General features: G+C 36.7%; 16 protein-coding genes, 3 pseudogenes and 1 riboswitch. Of the genes and pseudogenes, 16 read left to right on the top strand and 3 right to left on the bottom strand.

The window, feature by feature from the left end:
* Nucleotides 1-64: 64 nt before the first annotated feature.
* A riboswitch (glycine riboswitch) is annotated at nucleotides 65-240 on the bottom strand.
* 180 nt (nucleotides 241-420) lie between these two features.
* Nucleotides 421-1,820 (bottom strand): annotated as a pseudogene (gene pdxR, locus DQN23_RS04755) (MocR-like pyridoxine biosynthesis transcription factor PdxR).
* Between the two features lie 104 nt (nucleotides 1,821-1,924).
* Here pdxR and DQN23_RS04750 point away from each other — a divergent pair.
* The 3 genes and pseudogenes from DQN23_RS04750 (at nucleotide 1,925) to pcrA (ending at nucleotide 5,717) form a co-directional block, all read left to right on the top strand.
* Nucleotides 1,925-2,747: pseudogene (locus tag DQN23_RS04750) on the top strand (pyridoxal 5'-phosphate synthase subunit PdxS).
* Complete coding sequence (gene pdxT, locus DQN23_RS04745) at nucleotides 2,705-3,259, top strand: pyridoxal 5'-phosphate synthase glutaminase subunit PdxT (RefSeq protein WP_111712825.1); 555 nt, start codon at nucleotides 2,705-2,707, stop codon at nucleotides 3,257-3,259. Before DQN23_RS04750 ends, pdxT begins: the two are co-directional and overlap by 43 nt.
* Nucleotides 3,260-3,404: 145 nt before the next feature.
* Nucleotides 3,405-5,717: a DNA helicase PcrA gene (gene pcrA / locus DQN23_RS04740; RefSeq protein WP_111713081.1), complete on the top strand. Its 2,313-nt coding sequence runs from the start codon at nucleotides 3,405-3,407 to the stop codon at nucleotides 5,715-5,717.
* A gap of 59 nt (nucleotides 5,718-5,776) precedes the next feature.
* On the opposite strand, the gene DQN23_RS09675 is transcribed toward pcrA, so the two are convergent.
* Entirely contained in the window at nucleotides 5,777-5,950 is a 174-nt protein-coding gene (locus DQN23_RS09675) for a hypothetical protein (RefSeq protein WP_228380474.1), read from the bottom strand.
* 195 nt (nucleotides 5,951-6,145) lie between these two features.
* On the opposite strand from DQN23_RS09675, the pseudogene DQN23_RS04730 reads away from it, so the two are divergent.
* Together DQN23_RS04730 and tpx are read left to right on the top strand one after the other, a co-directional pair.
* A pseudogene (locus DQN23_RS04730) lies at nucleotides 6,146-6,571 on the top strand (DNA alkylation repair protein).
* Between the two features lie 115 nt (nucleotides 6,572-6,686).
* On the top strand, nucleotides 6,687-7,178 hold the full coding sequence (gene tpx / locus DQN23_RS04725; protein WP_020916843.1) for a thiol peroxidase: 492 nt from the start codon (nucleotides 6,687-6,689) through the stop codon (nucleotides 7,176-7,178).
* 43 nt (nucleotides 7,179-7,221) lie between these two features.
* Here the strand turns inward: tpx and DQN23_RS04720 are convergent, their stop codons facing one another.
* Nucleotides 7,222-7,770: a TetR/AcrR family transcriptional regulator gene (locus DQN23_RS04720; protein ID WP_009854278.1), complete on the bottom strand. Its 549-nt coding sequence runs from the start codon at nucleotides 7,768-7,770 to the stop codon at nucleotides 7,222-7,224.
* Nucleotides 7,771-7,911: 141 nt separating this feature from the next.
* Here DQN23_RS04720 and DQN23_RS04715 point away from each other — a divergent pair, with 141 nt between their 5' ends.
* The 11 genes from DQN23_RS04715 (at nucleotide 7,912) to DQN23_RS04665 (ending at nucleotide 18,515) form a co-directional block, all read left to right on the top strand.
* The gene (locus tag DQN23_RS04715) at nucleotides 7,912-8,613 is read left to right on the top strand and encodes an ABC transporter ATP-binding protein (protein WP_058813965.1); all 702 of its coding nucleotides are present in this window, start codon (nucleotides 7,912-7,914) and stop codon (nucleotides 8,611-8,613) included.
* Between the two features lie 10 nt (nucleotides 8,614-8,623).
* A complete protein-coding gene (locus tag DQN23_RS04710) occupies nucleotides 8,624-11,257 on the top strand; it encodes an FtsX-like permease family protein (RefSeq protein WP_111712824.1) in 2,634 nt (877 codons plus the stop codon).
* Nucleotides 11,258-11,368: 111 nt separating this feature from the next.
* Nucleotides 11,369-11,965, top strand: a complete 597-nt coding sequence (locus DQN23_RS04705) for a restriction endonuclease subunit S (RefSeq protein ID WP_111712823.1) — start codon at nucleotides 11,369-11,371, stop codon at nucleotides 11,963-11,965.
* A gap of 71 nt (nucleotides 11,966-12,036) precedes the next feature.
* Entirely contained in the window at nucleotides 12,037-13,374 is a 1,338-nt protein-coding gene (locus tag DQN23_RS04700) for a DUF2130 domain-containing protein (RefSeq protein ID WP_061407828.1), read from the top strand.
* An 87-nt stretch (nucleotides 13,375-13,461) separates the two neighbouring features.
* A complete protein-coding gene (locus tag DQN23_RS04695; protein ID WP_039698211.1) occupies nucleotides 13,462-13,701 on the top strand; it encodes a DUF1858 domain-containing protein in 240 nt (79 codons plus the stop codon).
* Nucleotides 13,694-15,055: a DUF438 domain-containing protein gene (locus DQN23_RS04690; protein WP_111712822.1), complete on the top strand. Its 1,362-nt coding sequence runs from the start codon at nucleotides 13,694-13,696 to the stop codon at nucleotides 15,053-15,055. The genes DQN23_RS04695 and DQN23_RS04690 overlap by 8 nt, the downstream gene beginning before the upstream one ends.
* A 74-nt stretch (nucleotides 15,056-15,129) precedes the next feature.
* Nucleotides 15,130-16,011 carry a tRNA pseudouridine(55) synthase TruB gene (truB, locus tag DQN23_RS04685; RefSeq protein WP_020916836.1) on the top strand — a complete coding sequence of 294 codons (882 nt, stop codon included), beginning with the start codon at nucleotides 15,130-15,132 and terminating at the stop codon, nucleotides 16,009-16,011.
* 13 nt (nucleotides 16,012-16,024) lie between these two features.
* Nucleotides 16,025-16,969, top strand: a complete 945-nt coding sequence (locus DQN23_RS04680) for a bifunctional riboflavin kinase/FAD synthetase (protein ID WP_282185925.1) — start codon at nucleotides 16,025-16,027, stop codon at nucleotides 16,967-16,969.
* A 30-nt stretch (nucleotides 16,970-16,999) separates the two neighbouring features.
* Nucleotides 17,000-17,404, top strand: coding sequence for a Spx/MgsR family RNA polymerase-binding regulatory protein (locus DQN23_RS04675; RefSeq protein ID WP_006532216.1), 405 nt, complete (start codon nucleotides 17,000-17,002; stop codon nucleotides 17,402-17,404).
* Between the two features lie 81 nt (nucleotides 17,405-17,485).
* On the top strand, nucleotides 17,486-17,761 hold the full coding sequence (locus tag DQN23_RS04670) for a UPF0223 family protein (protein WP_020916834.1): 276 nt from the start codon (nucleotides 17,486-17,488) through the stop codon (nucleotides 17,759-17,761).
* Nucleotides 17,751-18,515: an inositol monophosphatase family protein gene (locus DQN23_RS04665; RefSeq protein ID WP_111712821.1), complete on the top strand. Its 765-nt coding sequence runs from the start codon at nucleotides 17,751-17,753 to the stop codon at nucleotides 18,513-18,515. The genes DQN23_RS04670 and DQN23_RS04665 overlap by 11 nt, the downstream gene beginning before the upstream one ends.
* The last annotated feature ends 73 nt before the right edge of the window (nucleotides 18,516-18,588 follow it).

Genomic DNA, 18,588 nt, shown 5'->3' with positions numbered 1-18,588 from the left:
AGTGATAACTCCTGAAAAGTGATAAGAAGACTGACAAAGATAATACACCTTACCTGTTAATCGATTCTTATCTTCTGTCCTTTTGCCTGAGAGTTTGAGCTAGCTGTGTGTCTAGCCTTGCCCCTTCGGCGCCTGTCTAGTTCTTTCATGTTAGTATTACAATACTCAGTCCTTAAAAACATACTAATGAAAGGTCACTAGTGTCATTAAAAATGACTAGGTCTCTCCAGAAGTCCGTCCATCACCCAGTCCTGTCTATGACACCTGAGAGCGTAACTCCTTCGGCGAAAGGCAAGCTTTCTTCTCCTGAATGACATCATTCGGTTTGCTATTTGATTTGAATACTATATTAAAGCAAGAACCGAACTCTGTCAATAGTATTTTTTGAATCGTTTGGAAAAAATATAAATTACAAAAAAATCAAAGAATAATTTGCGATAAAATATTAATGATACTTTCGATATCTTGATTAGAAATATTAGCATAATTAACGATGAAAGACTTGTCAAAGTGCTTGTTTTCCCCTTGATAATAGTGAGAAATAGCTGTCATTTGCAATCCATTTGCCAGAGCTTGCCTGCAAATGTCATCTTCTGCTAGGTCACTTTTTATGGTCATAATAAAATGCAAACCAAACTCTTCTTCATGAATGCTGATGTGATTTTTGAGAGGACTGTCTAATAATCTTTGAATCAGACTATCACGTTTTTTCTGATAAAAAAGTCGCATACGATTTAAATGCTTTTCAAAATAACCGTTGTTGATAAAGTAAGAAAGGGTATATTGTTGTAAATTTGAGACAGTGTTATTGTAAAAGCTAAGTTGCTTTTCAAAGCATTCCAATAATTGCGGTAGCAAAATCATATAACTAATACGTAGAGTTGAAGTCAAGCTTTTGCTAAAAGTATTGATATAAATGACTTTTCCGAGGTTATCAATCTCTTGTAAGCTAGGAATTGGTAAGCCCTGAAAACGAAATTCACTATCATAATCAACCTCAATGATATAACGATTGCCTTGGTTTGCCCAGCTTAATAGCTCATAACGTTTGCCGATAGATAAAATAGCTCCTGTAGAAAATTGGTGCGAAGGAGAAAGATGGACAATATCGGCATCGGTTTTGCTTAGTTGTGACATACTAAGTCCATCATTTTCCATATCAATGAAGATTTTTTTGATGTGAAATTGCTGATAAATTTTACCGATTTTTGAATAACTTGGCTCCTCAAATGCGACAGTTTTATCAATCCCAAGCAATTGAATGAGAATAGTATACAAATACTCGGTTCCTGCACCGATGATAATTTGGCGTGGGTCGACAGCCATTCCGCGATAGTCATTTAGGTGTTTAGCGATAGCTTGCCTTAGTAGTAGAACACCTTTACTTGATGAGGGGTGAACAAGCTCATCTTGGCAGTTATTAAGAACTTGATGAACAATTTTGATCACGTAGCAAATGGAAAGGTTTCGGAATTGGTCTGGTTATTACTAAGTCGTAAATAAGTTTTGGCTTCATCTGGCCTGCTTTCTGGATTTGAAAGTAACCTTATATTTTTTTCAACGGGCGGATGATGTGGATTGATTTCTGAAACGAAGAATCCTTTTTTAGCTTGACTGTAAATATAGCCTTCAGCTTTTAATTGTTGATAGCTGGTTTCAACCGTAACGATAGATATGCCAAGGCGTTTGGCAAGGTAACGTTTTGATAGTAATTTTTCTCCAGCTTTTAAAATCCCAATGGTAATATCTTTTTTGATTGCACGATAAAGTTGTTCGTAAAGGGGAATAGCACCCTTTTTATCCAATGAATATGTAAGCATAGTATCTCCAATCTGACCCTATAAAAAAGTTTTTAAGTGACGCTTGATACCATGTCAGTTTTTATTATAATGAAAAGCAATAAAAATGTAAATGAGGTGTTTTTATGGCAGACCAACGTTATCAACTTAACAAGCAATTAACTCAAATGCTCAAAGGTGGAGTGATTATGGATGTAACCACTCCTGAACAAGTAAGAATCGCTGAAGCAGCAGGCGCCTGTGCCGTTATGGCACTAGAAAGAATTCCCGCTGATATCTGAGCTGCGGTTTTCATTCCAGTTATGACCAAGGTTCGTATTGGACATTTTGTTGAAGCTCAGATTCTTGAGGCTATTGAGATTGATTACATTGATGAGAGTGAAGTGCTATCACCTGCTGATGACCTTCATCATATTGACAAGACTCAATTTGATGTGCCCTTTGTCTGTGGGGCTAAAAACCTTGGTGAAGTTCTTCGTCGCATTGCAGAAGGGGCTAGCATGATTCGCTCAAAAGGGGAACCAGGTACTGGTGATGTCATCCAAGCGGTTCGACACTTACGTTCATTGAAAAAAGAAATCGTTCGTCTTAAAGTTCTTCGTTCGGATGAACTCTATCAGGCAGCAAAAGAATTGCAAGTTCCTTATGATTTAGTCAAAGAAGTTCATGAGGCTGGAAAATTACCAGTTGTTTTGTTAGCGGCGGGTGGTGTGGCTACGCCAGCAGATGCTGCGTTGGTGATGCAACTTGGTGCAGAAGGTGTTTTTGTTGGCTTCAGGTGACCCTGAAAAACGTACGCGTGCTATCGTTCAAGCTGTGACAAATTATCAAGATAAGAAATTACTTGCCAAGTTATCAGAAAATCTCGGCGAAGCCAAGATCGGCATTAACGAAGAAGAAATTCAATTGCTCTACAAGGGGATTTTGCAGAGCACAAAGCAAAGTTAGTCTCATTAGGTGCACAGACAATTGAGATTCGGCAGCTAAAAGATTTGGAAAATCTGCTAGACGGTTTGGTGCTTCCAGGTGGTGAATCAACGGTACAAGGAAAACCATTATCTGACTTGGGGATTTTAGAACCCTTGCGAGAAAAGATTCAGCAAGACTTGCCAGTTCTTGCGACTTGCGCTGGCTTGATTTTACTAGCTGAAAATGTGAAAAATCAGGAAAAACGTTATTTAGCAACTTTGCCAGTCACCGTTAAGCGCAATGCCTACGGTAGACAATTAGGAAGCTTTACGACGGCGTTTGATTTTGCGGATTTAGGTCAAGTACCAGCGACTTTTATCAGAGCACCATGCATCAGTGAGGTAGAAGATGAAGTTGAGATTTTGTCAAAACATCAGGGCAAAATCATCGCTGCTCGTTATCGCAATCAAATCGGACTTTCTTTTCATCCTGAAGATGATGAGAGTGACAGCATTCATTCGTATTTCTTGAAGATTTGTCAAACAAAGTGAAACCAGTCAACATTATTTCTTTAAAAAATGGTACAATAGAAAAGCATTGATTTTAATAAAATAATTAATATAGAGAGGAATAAATCTCGGATGGTTTTCTTGGCTGATGGGAGCTGATGGCAGAACCTCCGTGGTCTTTTATACAATGAATCCTTTATTAAATGGTATGAATGATAGGCAGGCTGAAGCTGTTAAAACGACAGAAGGTCCGCTTTTGATTATGGCAGGTGCGGGCTCTGGGAAGACTCGCGTGTTAACACACCGCATTGCCTATTTGATTGATGAAAAATTTGTAAATCCGTGGAATATTTTAGCGATTACCTTCACCAATAAAGCTGCGCGTGAAATGCGTGAACGTGCCATGGCCTTGAATCCAGCAACGGCTGATACGTTGATTGCTACCTTCCACAGCATGTGTGTGCGCATTTTGCGTCGTGACGCTGACCATATTGGCTACAACCGTAACTTTACAATTGTGGACCCAGGTGAGCAACGCACGCTCATGAAACGTATTTTAAAGAACCTCAACATTGATCCTAAAAAATGGAATGAACGTGCCATCCTTGGAACCATTTCAAATGCCAAGAATGATTTGCTTGATGAGGTTGCATATGAGAACCAAGCTGGTGACATGTACACACAAATTGTTGCCAAATGTTATGAAGCTTATCAAGCTGAACTTCGTCAAAGCGAAGCTATGGACTTTGATGACCTTATCATGTTGACGCTTCGTTTGTTTGACCAAAATCCAGATGTTTTGGCTTATTACCAACAACGCTACCAATATATTCACGTAGATGAGTATCAAGATACTAACCATGCTCAGTATCAGTTGGTGAAACTTTTAGCATCTCGTTTTAAAAATATCTGTGTCGTCGGTGATGCTGACCAATCTATCTATGGTTGGCGTGGGGCTGATATGCAAAATATCCTTGATTTTGAGAAAGATTATCCCGAAGCCAAGGTTGTTATGTTGGAAGAAAACTATCGTTCCACTAAGAAAATTTTGCAAGCAGCTAATGACGTTATCAATAACAACCGTAATCGTCGTCCGAAAAAACTTTGGACACAAAATACTGATGGGGAACAAATCGTTTACTATCGTGGGCGTGACGAACGTGAAGAAGCTGTTTTTGTTGCTTCAACGATTGACAATATTGTCCGTGAACAAGGGAAAAACTTCAAAGATTTTGCAGTACTTTACCGTACAAATGCCCAATCACGTACTATTGAAGAAGCTTTGCTGAAATCAAATATTCCTTATACTATGGTTGGTGGAACAAAATTCTACAGCCGTAAGGAAATTCGTGACGTGATTTCATACTTGAATGTTATTGCAAATACTGCCGATAACATTAGTTATGAACGAATTGTCAACGAACCGAAACGCGGTGTCGGTCCTGGTACGCTTGAGAAAATCCGTGACTTTGCTAATCTTCAAAACATGAGTTTGCTTGATGCATCAGCTAACATTATGCTTTCAGGTGTCAAAGGAAAAGCAGCACAAGCCGTTTGGGATTTGGCTAATCTTCTTATGAATCTTCGTGCTGATTTGGACAAATACAGTGTTACTGAATTGGTAGAAACTGTTCTTGATAAGACAGGTTATCTTGATGCCCTTCGTGTGCAAAATACACTTGAAAGCCAAGCACGTATCGAAAATATCGAAGAATTCTTGACTGTTACGAAAAACTTTGATGAAAATCAAGACGATGCCCCAGAAGATGAATCTGGTATTGACAAACTAAGTCGTTTCTTGAATGATTTGGCTTTGATTGCAGATACTGATGATGGTGATGTTGAAACAGCAGAAGTGACTTTGATGACCTTGCACGCTGCCAAAGGTTTGGAATTTCCAATTGTCTTCTTGATTGGTATGGAAGAAGGAGTCTTCCCACTTTCTCGAGCTGCTGAAGATCAAGATGAATTAGAAGAAGAACGCCGTTTGGCATATGTTGGTATTACGCGTGCTGAGCAATTGCTCTTTGTGACAAATGCCAATGCACGTACCTTGTTTGGTAAAACAAGTTATAACCGTCCATCTCGCTTCATCCGTGAAATTGATGATGAGTTATTGCAATACCAAGGATTGGCTCGACCTGCTAATTCTTCATTTGGTGTTTGCTATAGCAATAGCAGCGACCAATCAATGAGTTTTGGTAAGGGGATGAGTCTCCAACAAGCTCTTCAAGCTCGCAAAGCGAAAGTTCAACCGACATCACGTGGAGTGCAGCTATATTCAAAAGCCGTCAAAGGAGTACCTTTTGGTCAAGCCTCTGGCGCTTCAAAAGAAGCTGTCGACTGGCAAATCGGAGATATTGCTCACCACAGAAAATGGGGTGAAGGAACTGTTCTTGCAGTTACGGGCTCAGGAAAAACTCAAGAACTAAAAATCAATTTCCCCGAAGTTGGACTTAAAAAACTACTAGCCAGCGTTGCACCAATTGAGAAGAAATAATAAGAGAAGTAATACCAAAAGAAATCCAAGGAAAACTTGGATTTCTTTTTTTAAAATTCTCAATCAGCAACAGTTTCAGTAGGAGTTGACAATTTAAAGACAGCAACAGTTGAAGCTAGAAATGTAATCCAAGTGGATGTGATATTCCACGAAGACAAACTACTAAATAATATTGTTCCGACAGGAAGTGACAAGGTAAATAAAAAGGTTAGAAAATTATTTGTTTGTGCCAAGGTATTAGCTGGAAGATTACTTAATAATTGAGAATTAATTTTAGGATTGACTTTTCCAACTAAATAACTAGCAAATGCTAGTAGTAAAATACCGATAATTTAGGGGAAGTGGATAAGATTTGAAAGACCGACAAGAAAGAAAATTACTGCACTAATTTTTAGCAATAGTCTAATTAATTTTTGAGAAAAATAATCGTGTGGTGTCAAGCTTCCAAGCAAAGATTTCTGACTTATGATGATATTGAAAAGCTTGAATATTTTGCAAAAAGCAAACAGTGGTGGGATAGTATTGGAATTCTAGCCGTTGTTATTGGTCGCATTGGATTAACAGATGAGAGAGTTGATAAGGTGATGAAAGCATGGGCACCTGATGATAATATCTGGCTGCGTAGACTAGCTATTCTTCATCAGTTTGGTAGAAAAGAACAGACTAAGGTTGATTTACTCCAAGAGATTCTTCTGAGGAATGTTGGTTCAAAGGAATTTTTTATTAATATAGCCATAGTTTGAGCATTACGTGATTTTTCAAAAACTAACGCTGCTTGGGTTAGACCGTTTATCATGACAAACAAAGAACACTTATCACCACTTTCAGTTAGAGAGGCAAGCAAGTATCTTTAACTTTCAAGCATATTCTTGGTTTAAAAAGAGATTTTTCGGTAAAATGAAAGGAGAGTAAAAAGCTTTCTTTTATTGCAAATAACACAAAAACTCTCATAAATGGAAGGAATAAACGATGACAACTTTTCTTGGAAATCCCGTAACTTTAATTGGTAAACAACTAAAAATTGGTGAAACAGCACCAGATTTTTCATTGCGAGCATCTGATTTAAGTATTAAAAGCTTGTCTGATTTTGCTGGAAAGAAAAAAGTAATTAGCGTTGTGCCATCAATTGATACAGGGATTTGTTCAACACAGACACGTACGTTTAATAAAGAACTTTCAGCTATGTCTGATACCGTGGTAATTACGATTTCAGCAGACTTGCCATTTGCTCAAGCACGCTGGTGTGGTGTTGAAGGTCTTGAGCAAGCGGTTATGTTGTCTGATTACTATGACAATGAATTTGGGAAGACTTATGGTCTTTTGATGGCAGAATGGCATCTGTTAGCGCGTGCTGTACTGGTTTTAGATGAGGATAATAAGCTTGTTTACGCTGAATACCTTGAAAACGTCAATTCCGAACCAAACTATCAAGCCGCCATTGAAGCCGTAAAAGCACTATAAATGTCAAAAACTCACTTAAATAACTAAGTGAGTTTTCATGTTTTCAAATCATTTTTTCTAGTGCGGCGACTTTTAGGATAATGTCTGTGATTTCTTCGGTGCTTTCTTTGCCACCATTGGCTACCCAGAGCGAAATGATGCTTTCAATGCTTGACAAATATACTTCCAAGGCGTACTGGTAGGGAATATCGTAGTAGGCAGTGATTGTCTCCTTGAATTCAGGAACAGTCAGAAGAAATTCATAGACAAAGTCCTTGATTGTTTTTGGAAAATCAACATAAGCTGATTTTGAAATGGCATAGATAAATTCAAAATTTTCTTTAACATAGGTTAATGTTCTAAAAAGAACTGCACGTGTGTCGGTATAAATGCTTTCATCACTTAAAATATGAAATAAATCATCCAGAGTATCATTTTTGAACTGGTCTGCCATATCGTATTTATCAACATAGTGCAGGTAAAATGTTCCGCGGTTTATTCCCGCGGTTCGTGTCAAATCAGACACTGTAACCTCTTCAAAATTCTTCTCCAACAGCAATTTCGCAAGGGCTTGCTTGAGGTAATTTTCAGTTTCAGTATGACGTTTTTTCATAATGAGTAAAATCCTTTTATTAATTTCTTAAATGAACAGAATGTCTATTTTTGTCCTTGTTTAATCTTCGTGCAAATTATATAATAAACCTCGAATTAAATCAACATGTTGTTCAAATAAGACTTTAAAGAGGTGACTCGCATGGCATATATTGAAATGAAGCATTCTTATAAACGTTATCAAACTGGTGATACAGAGATTATTGCTAATAATGATATTAATTTTGCCATTGAAAAAGGAGAATTGGTCATTATTTTAGGGGCATCAGGAGCTGGAAAATCAACTGTCTTAAATATTCTCGGTGGTATGGACACGAACGATGAAGGGCAAGTTTTGATTGACGGGGTTGATATTGCTAATTACAGTCAAAAGGAGTTGACAACCTATCGTCGAAATGATGTTGGTTTTGTTTTCCAATTTTACAATTTAGTTCCGAATTTAACTGCCAAAGAAAATGTTGAATTGGCTTCGGAAATCGTTGTAGATGCTAGAGACGCTGAGCAGACTTTGATTGATGTGGGACTTGGAAAACGTCTTAATAACTTTCCAGCTCAATTGTCAGGTGGAGAACAACAACGGGTGTCAATTGCGCGTGCGGTAGCCAAAAATCCCAAATTATTGCTTTGCGATGAGCCGACTGGTGCCCTTGATTATCAAACCGGAAAACAAGTCTTAAAAATTTTGCAAGATATGTCACGTCATAAGGGGTCGACTGTTATTATAGTTACGCATAATTCAGCTCTTGCCCCAATTGCTGATCGTGTGATTCACATGCACGATGCTACGGTAAGCAGTATCGAAGTTAATGAGCATCCTCAAGATATTGAAACACTAGAATATTGAGGTGGTGGCTATGTCAAAAAAGACTTATTGGAAAGATATCAGAAAATCAATCGTAAGTTCAAAAGGTCGTTTTTTATCCATTATGCTTTTGATGATGCTTGGAGCTTTTGCTTTTATCGCCTTGAAAGTAACTGGTCCTGATATGCAAAGAACAACAAGTATTTATCTGAAAAAGCACAATACCACGGACCTGTCAGTCATTGCAAGCTATGGTTTTAGTGATGATGACCAAAAAGAATTGACTAGGATTAAAAATAGTACAATTGACTATGGTTATTTAACAGACGTAACAATTAAAAATACCGATGATGCTATTCGTGTGTTTTCAAATAGCAAACGCATTTCAAAATATGAGATAGTCTCAGGTGCCTATCCCAAGACTTCTGATGAAATTGCCTTAGCATCAACCATGCAAAAGAAATACCACCTTGGTGATGAGATTAGCTTTACACAATCTGACGAACAAGGTATTTTGAAAAAAACGACATTCAAAGTTGTTGGCTTTGTCAATTCCTCAGAGATTCTTTCAAAATCTAGCATTGGGACATCAAGTGCTGGAAACGGAGTATTGAAATACTATGCCGTCGTTCCAGAATCAGCCTTTGACAGTGATTTTTACACGATTGCTAGAATTCGTTATAACGATTTAAAAAATCTAAATCCGTTTTCAGAGACTTATAAGAAAAAAATAGCTAAAAAAGAAAAAGCCCTAGAGGATTTGCTTTCTGATAATCCTAGTCAACGTCTAGTACAATTAAAATCAGAAACGCAAACCTCAATTGATGCTAATCAAGCAAAGGTCGATGCAGCTAAATCTCAACTGGAAGCCCAAAAAGCTACGCTCACTCAATTACCAAATGAGCAACAATTAGCAGCACAAGACTCCATTAATCAAGCCCAAGCTCAAATTACTGAGAGTGAAAAGCAACTTGATGACGCTAAAGTTAATCTTGATGCTATGAAAGAGCCGACTTATGCAACGTATACTCGCTCAAGTTTCCCTGGTGGAGGAGGTTATCAGACTTATGCTTCTAGTACCTCAAGTATTGGTAGCATCGGCAATGTCTTTCCCATTGTGTTGTATGTGGTCGCAGCTTTGGTGACTTTCACAACAATGACGCGATTTGTTGATGAAGAACGCACTAATTCAGGAGTGTTAAAAGCTCTTGGTTATAGCAATAGTGACGTTATTATGAAATTTGTTATCTATGGTTTTGTTGCTAGCATGACAGGGACCATCTTGGGAATTTTTGCGGGGCATTACATTTTGTCACGAATCATTGCTGAGATTGTTACAGGTGATACGACTTTAGGAAGTACGACTTATTATTTCTATTGGTCGTATACGTTGATTGCAATTGTATTTGCTCTTGTTAGTGCGGTTTTACCAGCCTTTATTATTGCTAGAAAAGAGCTTAGTGAGAAACCTTCTCAGCTTTTGTTGCCAAAACCACCAGTTAAAGGTTCAAAAATTTTCTTAGAGCGTATTGATTTTATCTGGCGTCGTTTATCATTTGCACATAAAGTCACTGCTCGAAATATTTTTCGATACAAACAACGTATGCTGATGACCATATTTGGCGTTGCTGGATCGGTTGCCCTTTTATTTGCTGGACTAGGCATTCAATCTTCTTTAGGAAAAATTATTGATAATCAATTTTCACGTTTAATGCCATATGACATGATTGTGGTAACCAATGGCGATAGTAGTCAAAAAGACTTGATGTCTGTTTTAGATTCTAAAAAAGTATCCAAATACCAAAGCATATATTTATCACATGTTACAGAAAGTATCTCTGGATTGACTGATAAACAAGACATTTCAATTTTGGTTAGTCAAGGTAAAAGTTTTGGTGACTTTATTCATTTGAAAGATGCTAAAACAGCACAAGACTTGACCTTAACAGATGATGGTGTTGTCCTATCAGAAAAATTAGCTGACTTATATCATGTAAAAGCTGGTGATTCATTTGATTTTAAAGATCAAAATGGGAATAAGCATTCTCTTAAAGTTTCTGCAATTGCTGAAATGAATGTTGGTCACTATCTCTTTATGTCACGAAAAGCTTATGAAAAACTCTTTGATGAAGGGGTTAAAGATAATGCTTACCTTGTTACGCTTAAAAATCACTCTAGTAAGAACATTGAAGATCTGTCTACAAGATTATTAGCCATGGATAGTGTATCAGCTGTCGGTCAAAATACTTCACTGATTAAGAATGTTAACTCAGTCGTTGTATCTCTTAATGGTGCAATGACGTTTCTAATCATCATATCTATTTTACTTGCTGTCGTTATTCTCTATAATTTGACTAATATTAATGTGGCTGAACGTATTCGAGAATTATCAACGATTAAGGTTCTTGGATTTTATGATAATGAAGTGACCATGTACATTTATCGTGAAACCATTAGCTTATCATTAATTGGTATTGTAGTAGGATTGATTAGTGGAAAATACTTACATCAACTGATTATGAATATGATTGGTTCAGATTCAATTAAGTTTGGGACTGAAGTTAGCTTATCAATTTACATCATTCCAATTATCGTTGTTATTGGCATACTATTCTTGTTAGGTTGGCTTGTTAATCATATTCTTAAGACAGTTGATATGCTAGAAGCGTTGAAATCAGTCGATTGATTTCTTGATAGATTTCGAATAAATAGTAGGGGAGCAGTAGTCATACTGCCCTTTTAACTTGTTTAATGTTCAGATTAGTATTATAATACTAACATGTAAGGAGAGATAGCTATGAGTGAATTGATTGAGAAATATGAAGCAAATCCGATTACCAAAGTTTCTTTAAGTGACGTGACAGAACATTTTAAAGGAAAGGCCGTTTCAAAATTAGGAGATACAGGAAATGTATCGGTTGTTAACTTAAGTGATATGACTGAGACTGGCATTGATTACGACCATTTGAAAAAGATTGATGCTGAACAAGAGAGTGTCTCACGTTACCTTTTAGAAGATGGAGATGTTTTAATTGCCTCAAAGGGAACAGTTAAGAAAGTCGCTGTTTTTTATGATCAAGATAGGGTAATCATTGCCTGTGCCAACATTACTGTTTTAAGACCGATCGCTGATATTTCAGGAACTTATATCAAATTATTTTTAGAATCTGAGTTAGGTCAAGAACTTCTTGAGACAACTAATACCGGAAAAAATGTAATGAATTTGAATACGAAAAAAATTGTTAGTATTCAAATACCAAAACTTCAACCACTCAAACAAGCTTTTCTCATTCAACGATATGAACAAGGTTTGAAAGATTACAAGCGTAAAATATTACGTGCTCAACAAGAATGGCAACATATTCGTGATGATGTTGCAAAGAACCTATTCTAGATATATATAAGAAGTCCTCGAGACTTCTTTTTGTTATAATAGGAGTAATTATAAAATCAAGCGAGGAAATTATGAATAACATTAAGTGTCCCCATTGTGGAACAGTCTTTACCATTAATGAAACAGAATACAGTCAATTGCTAGCTCAAGTCAGAAGTAGCGAATTCGACAAAGAAATTCATGAGCGTTTAGAAAAAGAAAAGGCACTTTTAGAAGAAAAATCAAAAAATGATTTGCAAGTTCAAGCTAGTGCTAAAGATAAAGAAATTGCAGATTTAACTACGCAATTAGAGCAGCTAAAACAAAGTTTAGAGCTTGACAATCAACGCCAACTGGCTAAGAAAGACCAAGAAATTCTCAAGTTAAAATCTAGCTTGGAAAATTTCCAATCAAATAAAGATTTGGAACTAACAAAAGCTTTAACAGAAAAAGATAAAGAAGTAGCTGAGCTTAAAAATCAACTCGAATATTTATCACTTGAAAATAAAACAAGTCTGGTAGAAGCAGTTGCTAGCGTTGAAAAAGAACGTGATGATGTTAAGTCAAAATTAGCCCTCCAAGAAAAAGAAGCTGAATTATCTCTTGCATCTGTTAAAAGAGATTACGAAGCTCAATTGAAAGCTGCCAATGAACAAGTTGAATTCTACAAAAACTTCAAAGCTCAGCAATCAACCAAGGCAATCGGCGAAAGCTTAGAAGTCTATGCTGAAACAGAATTTAATAAAGTTCGTGCTTATGCTTTTCCCAATGCAACCTTCGGTAAAGATAACGAAGTATCAAGCCGTGGGTCAAAAGGGGACTTCATTTATCGTGAAACTGATGAAAATGGTATTGAAATACTATCTATCATGTTTGAGATGAAAAACGAAGCCGATGAGACAAAAACTAAACACAAAAACAAAGATTTTTACAAAGAATTAGATAAAGATCGACGTGAAAAAAATTGTGAGTATGCGGTCCTAGTTACCATGTTAGAAGCTGACAATGATTACTTCAACACAGGAATTGTCGATGTTAGCCATGAATATGAAAAGATGTACGTGGTTCGTCCGCAATTATTCATCCAATTGATTGGTATTTTGCGAAATGCTGCGCTTAATTCTCTTAAGTACAAACAAGAATTAGCCTTGGTTCGTGAACAGAATATCGATATTACACATTTTGAAGATGACCTTGAAACCTTTAAAAATGCCTTTGCGAAAAACTATAATTCAGCAAGTAATAACTTCAAAAAAGCCATTGATGAAATTGACAAATCAATCCGTCGTATGGAAGAAGTGAAACGTTTCTTAACGACAAGCGAAAACCAACTTCGACTTGCTAATAATAAACTTGACGACGTTTCAGTCAAAAAATTAACCCGAAAAAATCCAACAATGCGAGCAAAATTTGAAGCCTTAAAAGATTAAAAATGATGTCAGCTTTTATGACAGATGAAGTCAGTTTAAAATTCTTGTGCTATAATGAACCTATCCCTAATAAAAGAGGTTATTATAATGAACAATATTATAGATTTAACAAAACCAGTAGCTGAGGTTGTAAAAGAACATCCTGAGATTAAAGCTATTTTGGTTGATTTAGGTTTTAAACCTTTAGCACAAGTAACTATGCTAAATACCGTTGGCAAAGTGACTTCTCTGAAAGCAGGAGCAAAACTGGCTAATGTCTCACTTGATAAAATTCAAAAAGTGCTTGAATTTAACGGTTATGAAGTGATTGGAGGCAACAATGACTGAAAATCGTATTGAAGTACTAAAAGATATTTTGTTGCGTTTGCATCACGGTGCGGATGCTGACTCTGTTCAGGAAGATTTCAATCAAAACTTTAAAGGTGTTTCTGCGCTTGAAATTTCAATGATGGAGCATGAGTTAATGGGAGATGAGACAGGTATTACTTTTGAGGATGTGATGGTATTGTGTAATGTCCACGCTAACCTTTTTAAGGGAGCTGTGTCAGATGTTGATGCTCCAGATGCTGAACAAGAAGGGCATCCTGTTTATGTGTTTAAGCAAGAAAATCTCGCTTTACGCTCAGCCATGTTTCGCATTCGCCGTATTATCGAAAACTACGAGAAACCTGAAAATGCAGATTTTCGTGATGATTTATTACGTGGTTTAAAATTTCAAATGGGGCTGCTAGGGCAATTTGATAACCATTACAAGCGTAAAGAAGAACTCTTTTTCCCGTTGATGGAACAACATGGTCATGATGCTCCGCCACGTGTCATGTGGGGTGTTGATGATGATATTCGTGAGCTCTTTCAAAAAGCGCAAGCAGCAGTTGATAAGTTGCCAGAGGTATCAATTGCTGAAGTGTCACAAGCCTTTGAAACTTTTGCTCATGAATTTGAAGAAATGATTTTCAAGGAAGAAGCCATTCTCTTGATGATTCTTCTTGAAGCTCTTACCCAAGATGATTGGTTAGCTATTGCTGATGAAAGTGATGCTTACGGCTATGCTATCATTAAGCCAACCGCTAAATGGCAACCAAAACGTGAGTCATTTGAAAGCGAGAAACCAGGATCTGCTTCTGCAACAGTTAATTCTGATGACTCTTGTCAAACTAATGCTGAATTGAATGATAATCTATTGACGAAAGTTATCGATATGCCAGAAGGTCAGTTCACCATTAGCTTTACACCTAAAAAAGAAAAGCTAGCTGTTGATCGTACAACCACTCAACCATTTGGTAACGGGTATTTGTCAGTAGAACAAGCCAACCTGATTTTAAATCATCTACCTTTGGAAATAAGCTTTGTTAATAAAGACGATATTTTCCAATACTTTAATAACAACACTGTTCCAGAAAAAATGGTGTTTAAGCGTACACCGAGTCAAATTGGACGTAATGTTGAACTTTGCCACCCACCAAAAGTGTTAGATAAAGTCAAAAAAGTCTTCAAATTACTTCGCTCTGGCGAACGCGATAAAGTTGTTATGTGGTTTAAATCTGAAAAAATGGAGAAATTCATTCATATCACCTATGCAGCCGTTCGTGATGAAAACGGTGACTTTCAAGGTGTTCTAGAATACGTGCAAGACATTCAAGAATTTTTAGACATTGATAGTGATGTCAAACGCGACATTTAAAAAACGCAAACAAGTTAAAACAATGCAAAGTTTTAGCTTGTCTTTTTTTACTGAAAACGGTTATAATAGAAATTATGATTAACGGAATTATTAACTTAAAAAAAGAAGCTGGAATGACTAGCCATGATGCAGTCTTTAAGCTTCGTAAAATTTTACATGAAAAGAAAATTGGTCACGGTGGAACGCTTGATCCTGACGTTGTTGGTGTCTTGCCAATTGCTATCGGAAAAGCAACACGTGTGATTGAATATATGACAGAAGCTGGAAAAGTATATCGTGGTCAGATTTGCTTAGGATTTTCAACAACAACTGAAGATGCCAGTGGTGAAGTTGTTGAGAAGACTCCAGTTTCAACAGAGCTAACAGAAGATGCCATTGACCAAGCTATGGCGAGTTTTGTAGGTGAAATTACTCAGATTCCACCAATGTACTCAGCGGTTAAGGTTGACGGGAAACGTTTATACGAATATGCTCGCACTGGACAAGACGTTGAACGTCCTAAGCGTCATGTGACAATCTATGATTTTAAACGCACAAGCCCATTAATTGTCAAAGATGATTGTTGTTATTTTGACTTTGAAGTTGCTTGTAGTAAAGGAACATACATCAGAACCTTATCAGTTGATTTAGGAAAATCGCTTGGTTTTGCTAGTCATATGTCTTACTTGGAGCGCCAAGCATCAGCAGGTCTTCAATTAGAAGATGCACTAACTTTGTCTGAAATCACTGAAAAAGTTGCGCAAGATGATTTTTCATTTCTTTTGCCAATCGAGTATGGCGTTATGGATTTGCCACGTGTAGATTTGACAGAAAATCAAGTTACAGAGATTTCATTTGGGCGTAAAATTGCTTTAGATAGAACTGAAGAACAATTAGCTGCTTTCTATCAAGATAAAGTTGTTGCTATTCTAATTCCACGTGATGACCTATACAAACCAAATAAAGTCTTTATATAATGGAATGGAAAAAATGAATATTCAACATATAAAAGATGCTCGAGATATCAATCGTACTCGAGACAGTGTTTTAGTATTAGGCTACTTTGATGGCCTGCATAAAGGGCACAGAGCTCTGTTTGATCAAGCTAGAGCGATTACCAAACGCGATCAGCTAGACTTAACTGTTTTGACTTTTAATGAATCACCGCATCTAGCACTTGCTCGCTTTACACCAGAATTATTATTGAATTTAACGGCACCAGAAAAACGTTATGAAAAATTTGCTGAGTACGGAGTTGATGATCTTTACTTAGTTGATTTTACATCAGCATTTTCAAAAGTGTCGTCAGAAGAATTTTTGAGTACTTATATCAAAGCTTTGCGAGCAAGAACTATTGTCGTTGGTTTTGATTATAAGTTTGGACATGATAGAAGAGATGCAGCTCATTTATCAGAAATTTTTGATGGTGATGTTATTGTAGTTCCTGAAGTTCAAGATAACGGAGAGAAGATTAGCTCTTCACGCATTCGTCAAGAGATTCTATCAGGGAATGTTTCTGAGGTAAATCGTCTACTAGGTTACGAGTTTTCAACCCAAGGAATTGTTGTTCATGGTGATGCTAGAGGTCGCACGATTGGATTTCCGACAGCAAATCTTGCCGTTTTAGATCGCGTTTATCTTCCAGGTGAGGGAGTTTACGTGACGGACATTATTGTTTCAGAAAAACGTTACCGCTCAATGACAAGTATCGGAAAAAATGTGACATTTGGTGGTCAAGATTTGCGACTGGAAGCAAATATTTTTGATTTTGAAAACGATATCTATGGCGAAACGGTCGAAATTATCTGGTTAGATAAAATTCGAGGCATGATTAAGTTCGCTGGAGCCGATGAATTGGTTGAACAGCTAAAATCTGATAAAAAAATTGCCCAAAATTGGGGAAAAAATAGAAAACTTTTTTTAAATTTTGTATAATTAAGTTAAGAAGATTAGAGAGGTGGTTTTATGATTACTTTATTTTTGTCACCAAGTTGTACAAGCTGCCGAAAAGCACGAGCTTGGCTTAATGAACACGATGTTAAATTTCAAGAACACAATATCATTACCAGTCCTCTTAGTCGCGATGAATTAATGGCTATTTTGGCCTTCACAGAGAATGGAACAGAAGACATTATCTCAACTCGTTCAAAAGTTTTCCAAAAGTTAGATATTGATCTTGACGAGTTATCTGTTTCAGAGTTGATTGATTTAATTGCGAAGAATCCAGGTTTGCTTCGTCGTCCAATCATTTTGGATAACAAACGCATGCAAATTGGGTTTAATGAAGATGAAATTCGTGCATTTTTACCACGTGATTATCGTAAACAAGAATTGCGTGATGCAACGATAAAGGCAGAAATTGAAGGATAGAAAGGAATAACTCTTCAACAGGGCGATGTCTGTTGAGCTATGGAAAACGATTTGTTTTCTTAAGAGTTTGGGCATCTTTGCATGAAAAATTACAGCTATCCACTTGATTTGTCTTGGAGCACTGAAGAGATAGCATCAGTGCTTCATTTTTTGAATCAGGTTGAGGCCGCATATGAAAAGAAAGTTGCTGTTAGCGATTTATTAGATAGCTATGCAACCTTTAAGACAATTGTAAAAAGTAAAGCACAGGAAAAACAAATTGACCGCGAATTTCAACAAAGTAGTAGCTATTCAACTTATCAAGCTGTAAAAGCTGCTAAAGCAAAGGAGAAAGGATACATTTCCCTTGGAAAATAAGTTTCAATTTGCTAAAAACATTATTCGTGACGCAGGTGACTTTATTAAGTCTAATATGATCAAGGGTCTTGAAATCGAAGAAAAGACACGTTTTGATGATTTGGTAACGAATCTAGATAAAGCAACTCAGGAATTACTAATCACCAAAATTAAGCAAGCTTATCCAAGTGACCATATCTTGGCGGAAGAAAATAGTGTACATCACGATATTGCCGATGGTAATGTCTGGGTACTTGACCCGATTGATGGTACTGTCAATTTTGTGGCGCAAGGTACGCATTTTGCTGTTATGATTGCTTATTATGAAAATGGAGTCGGTCAATTTGGTTTGATTTATGATGTGATGAATGATACCTTGTATAGTGGTGGTGGTCAATTTGATGTTTATATGAATGATCAAAAATTACCACCGTTTCAAGATCGTCCATTGAACCGTTTCTTGGTAGGATGCAATGCAAACATGTTTGCTAATAATTATCATGGGCTTCGTGATATGATTGAGCAAACTTTGGGAGTTCGTGTTTATGGCGGTGCTGGTATCAGTATGGCAGCTGTTATGGCAGGACAATTGATGGCCTACTTTTCATATATTCAACCTTGGGACTATGCCGCTGCTAAGGTGATGGGTGATAAGATTGGCTATGTTTTGTTAACTATTGATGGTGAAGAACCTGATTTTACACATCGTCAAAAAGTCATGTTTGTTCCGAAAGCAAAATTATCAACGATACAAACTTATTTATCTCAAACCTAGTATTTTTACTAGGTTTTTCTTTTACACCTATGGTAAAATAAGAATGAATTTACAGAAAACGTTTTTATTAGAT

Source organism: Streptococcus lutetiensis (assembly GCF_900475675.1).
Taxonomy (GTDB): Bacteria; Bacillota; Bacilli; order Lactobacillales; family Streptococcaceae; genus Streptococcus; species Streptococcus lutetiensis.
This window is presented reverse-complemented; position numbering and strand designations above follow the sequence as displayed.

Excerpts from the sequence above, each read along its gene's own strand:
- DQN23_RS04710 (WP_111712824.1), top strand. The coding sequence starts at position 8,624 with ATGTCAAAAAAGACTTATTGGAAAGATATCAGAAAATCAATCGTAAGT.
- DQN23_RS04675 (WP_006532216.1), top strand. The coding sequence starts at position 17,000 with ATGATTACTTTATTTTTGTCACCAAGTTGTACAAGCTGCCGAAAAGCA.
- truB (WP_020916836.1), top strand. The coding sequence starts at position 15,130 with ATGATTAACGGAATTATTAACTTAAAAAAAGAAGCTGGAATGACTAGC.
- DQN23_RS04690 (WP_111712822.1), top strand. The coding sequence starts at position 13,694 with ATGACTGAAAATCGTATTGAAGTACTAAAAGATATTTTGTTGCGTTTG.
- DQN23_RS04670 (WP_020916834.1), top strand. The coding sequence starts at position 17,486 with ATGAAAAATTACAGCTATCCACTTGATTTGTCTTGGAGCACTGAAGAG.
- tpx (WP_020916843.1), top strand. The coding sequence starts at position 6,687 with ATGACAACTTTTCTTGGAAATCCCGTAACTTTAATTGGTAAACAACTA.
- DQN23_RS04695 (WP_039698211.1), top strand. The coding sequence starts at position 13,462 with ATGAACAATATTATAGATTTAACAAAACCAGTAGCTGAGGTTGTAAAA.
- pcrA (WP_111713081.1), top strand. The coding sequence starts at position 3,405 with ATGAATCCTTTATTAAATGGTATGAATGATAGGCAGGCTGAAGCTGTT.
- DQN23_RS04715 (WP_058813965.1), top strand. The coding sequence starts at position 7,912 with ATGGCATATATTGAAATGAAGCATTCTTATAAACGTTATCAAACTGGT.
- DQN23_RS04705 (WP_111712823.1), top strand. The coding sequence starts at position 11,369 with ATGAGTGAATTGATTGAGAAATATGAAGCAAATCCGATTACCAAAGTT.
- DQN23_RS04680 (WP_282185925.1), top strand. The coding sequence starts at position 16,025 with ATGAATATTCAACATATAAAAGATGCTCGAGATATCAATCGTACTCGA.
- DQN23_RS04700 (WP_061407828.1), top strand. The coding sequence starts at position 12,037 with ATGAATAACATTAAGTGTCCCCATTGTGGAACAGTCTTTACCATTAAT.
- DQN23_RS04720 (WP_009854278.1), bottom strand. The coding sequence starts at position 7,770 with ATGAAAAAACGTCATACTGAAACTGAAAATTACCTCAAGCAAGCCCTT.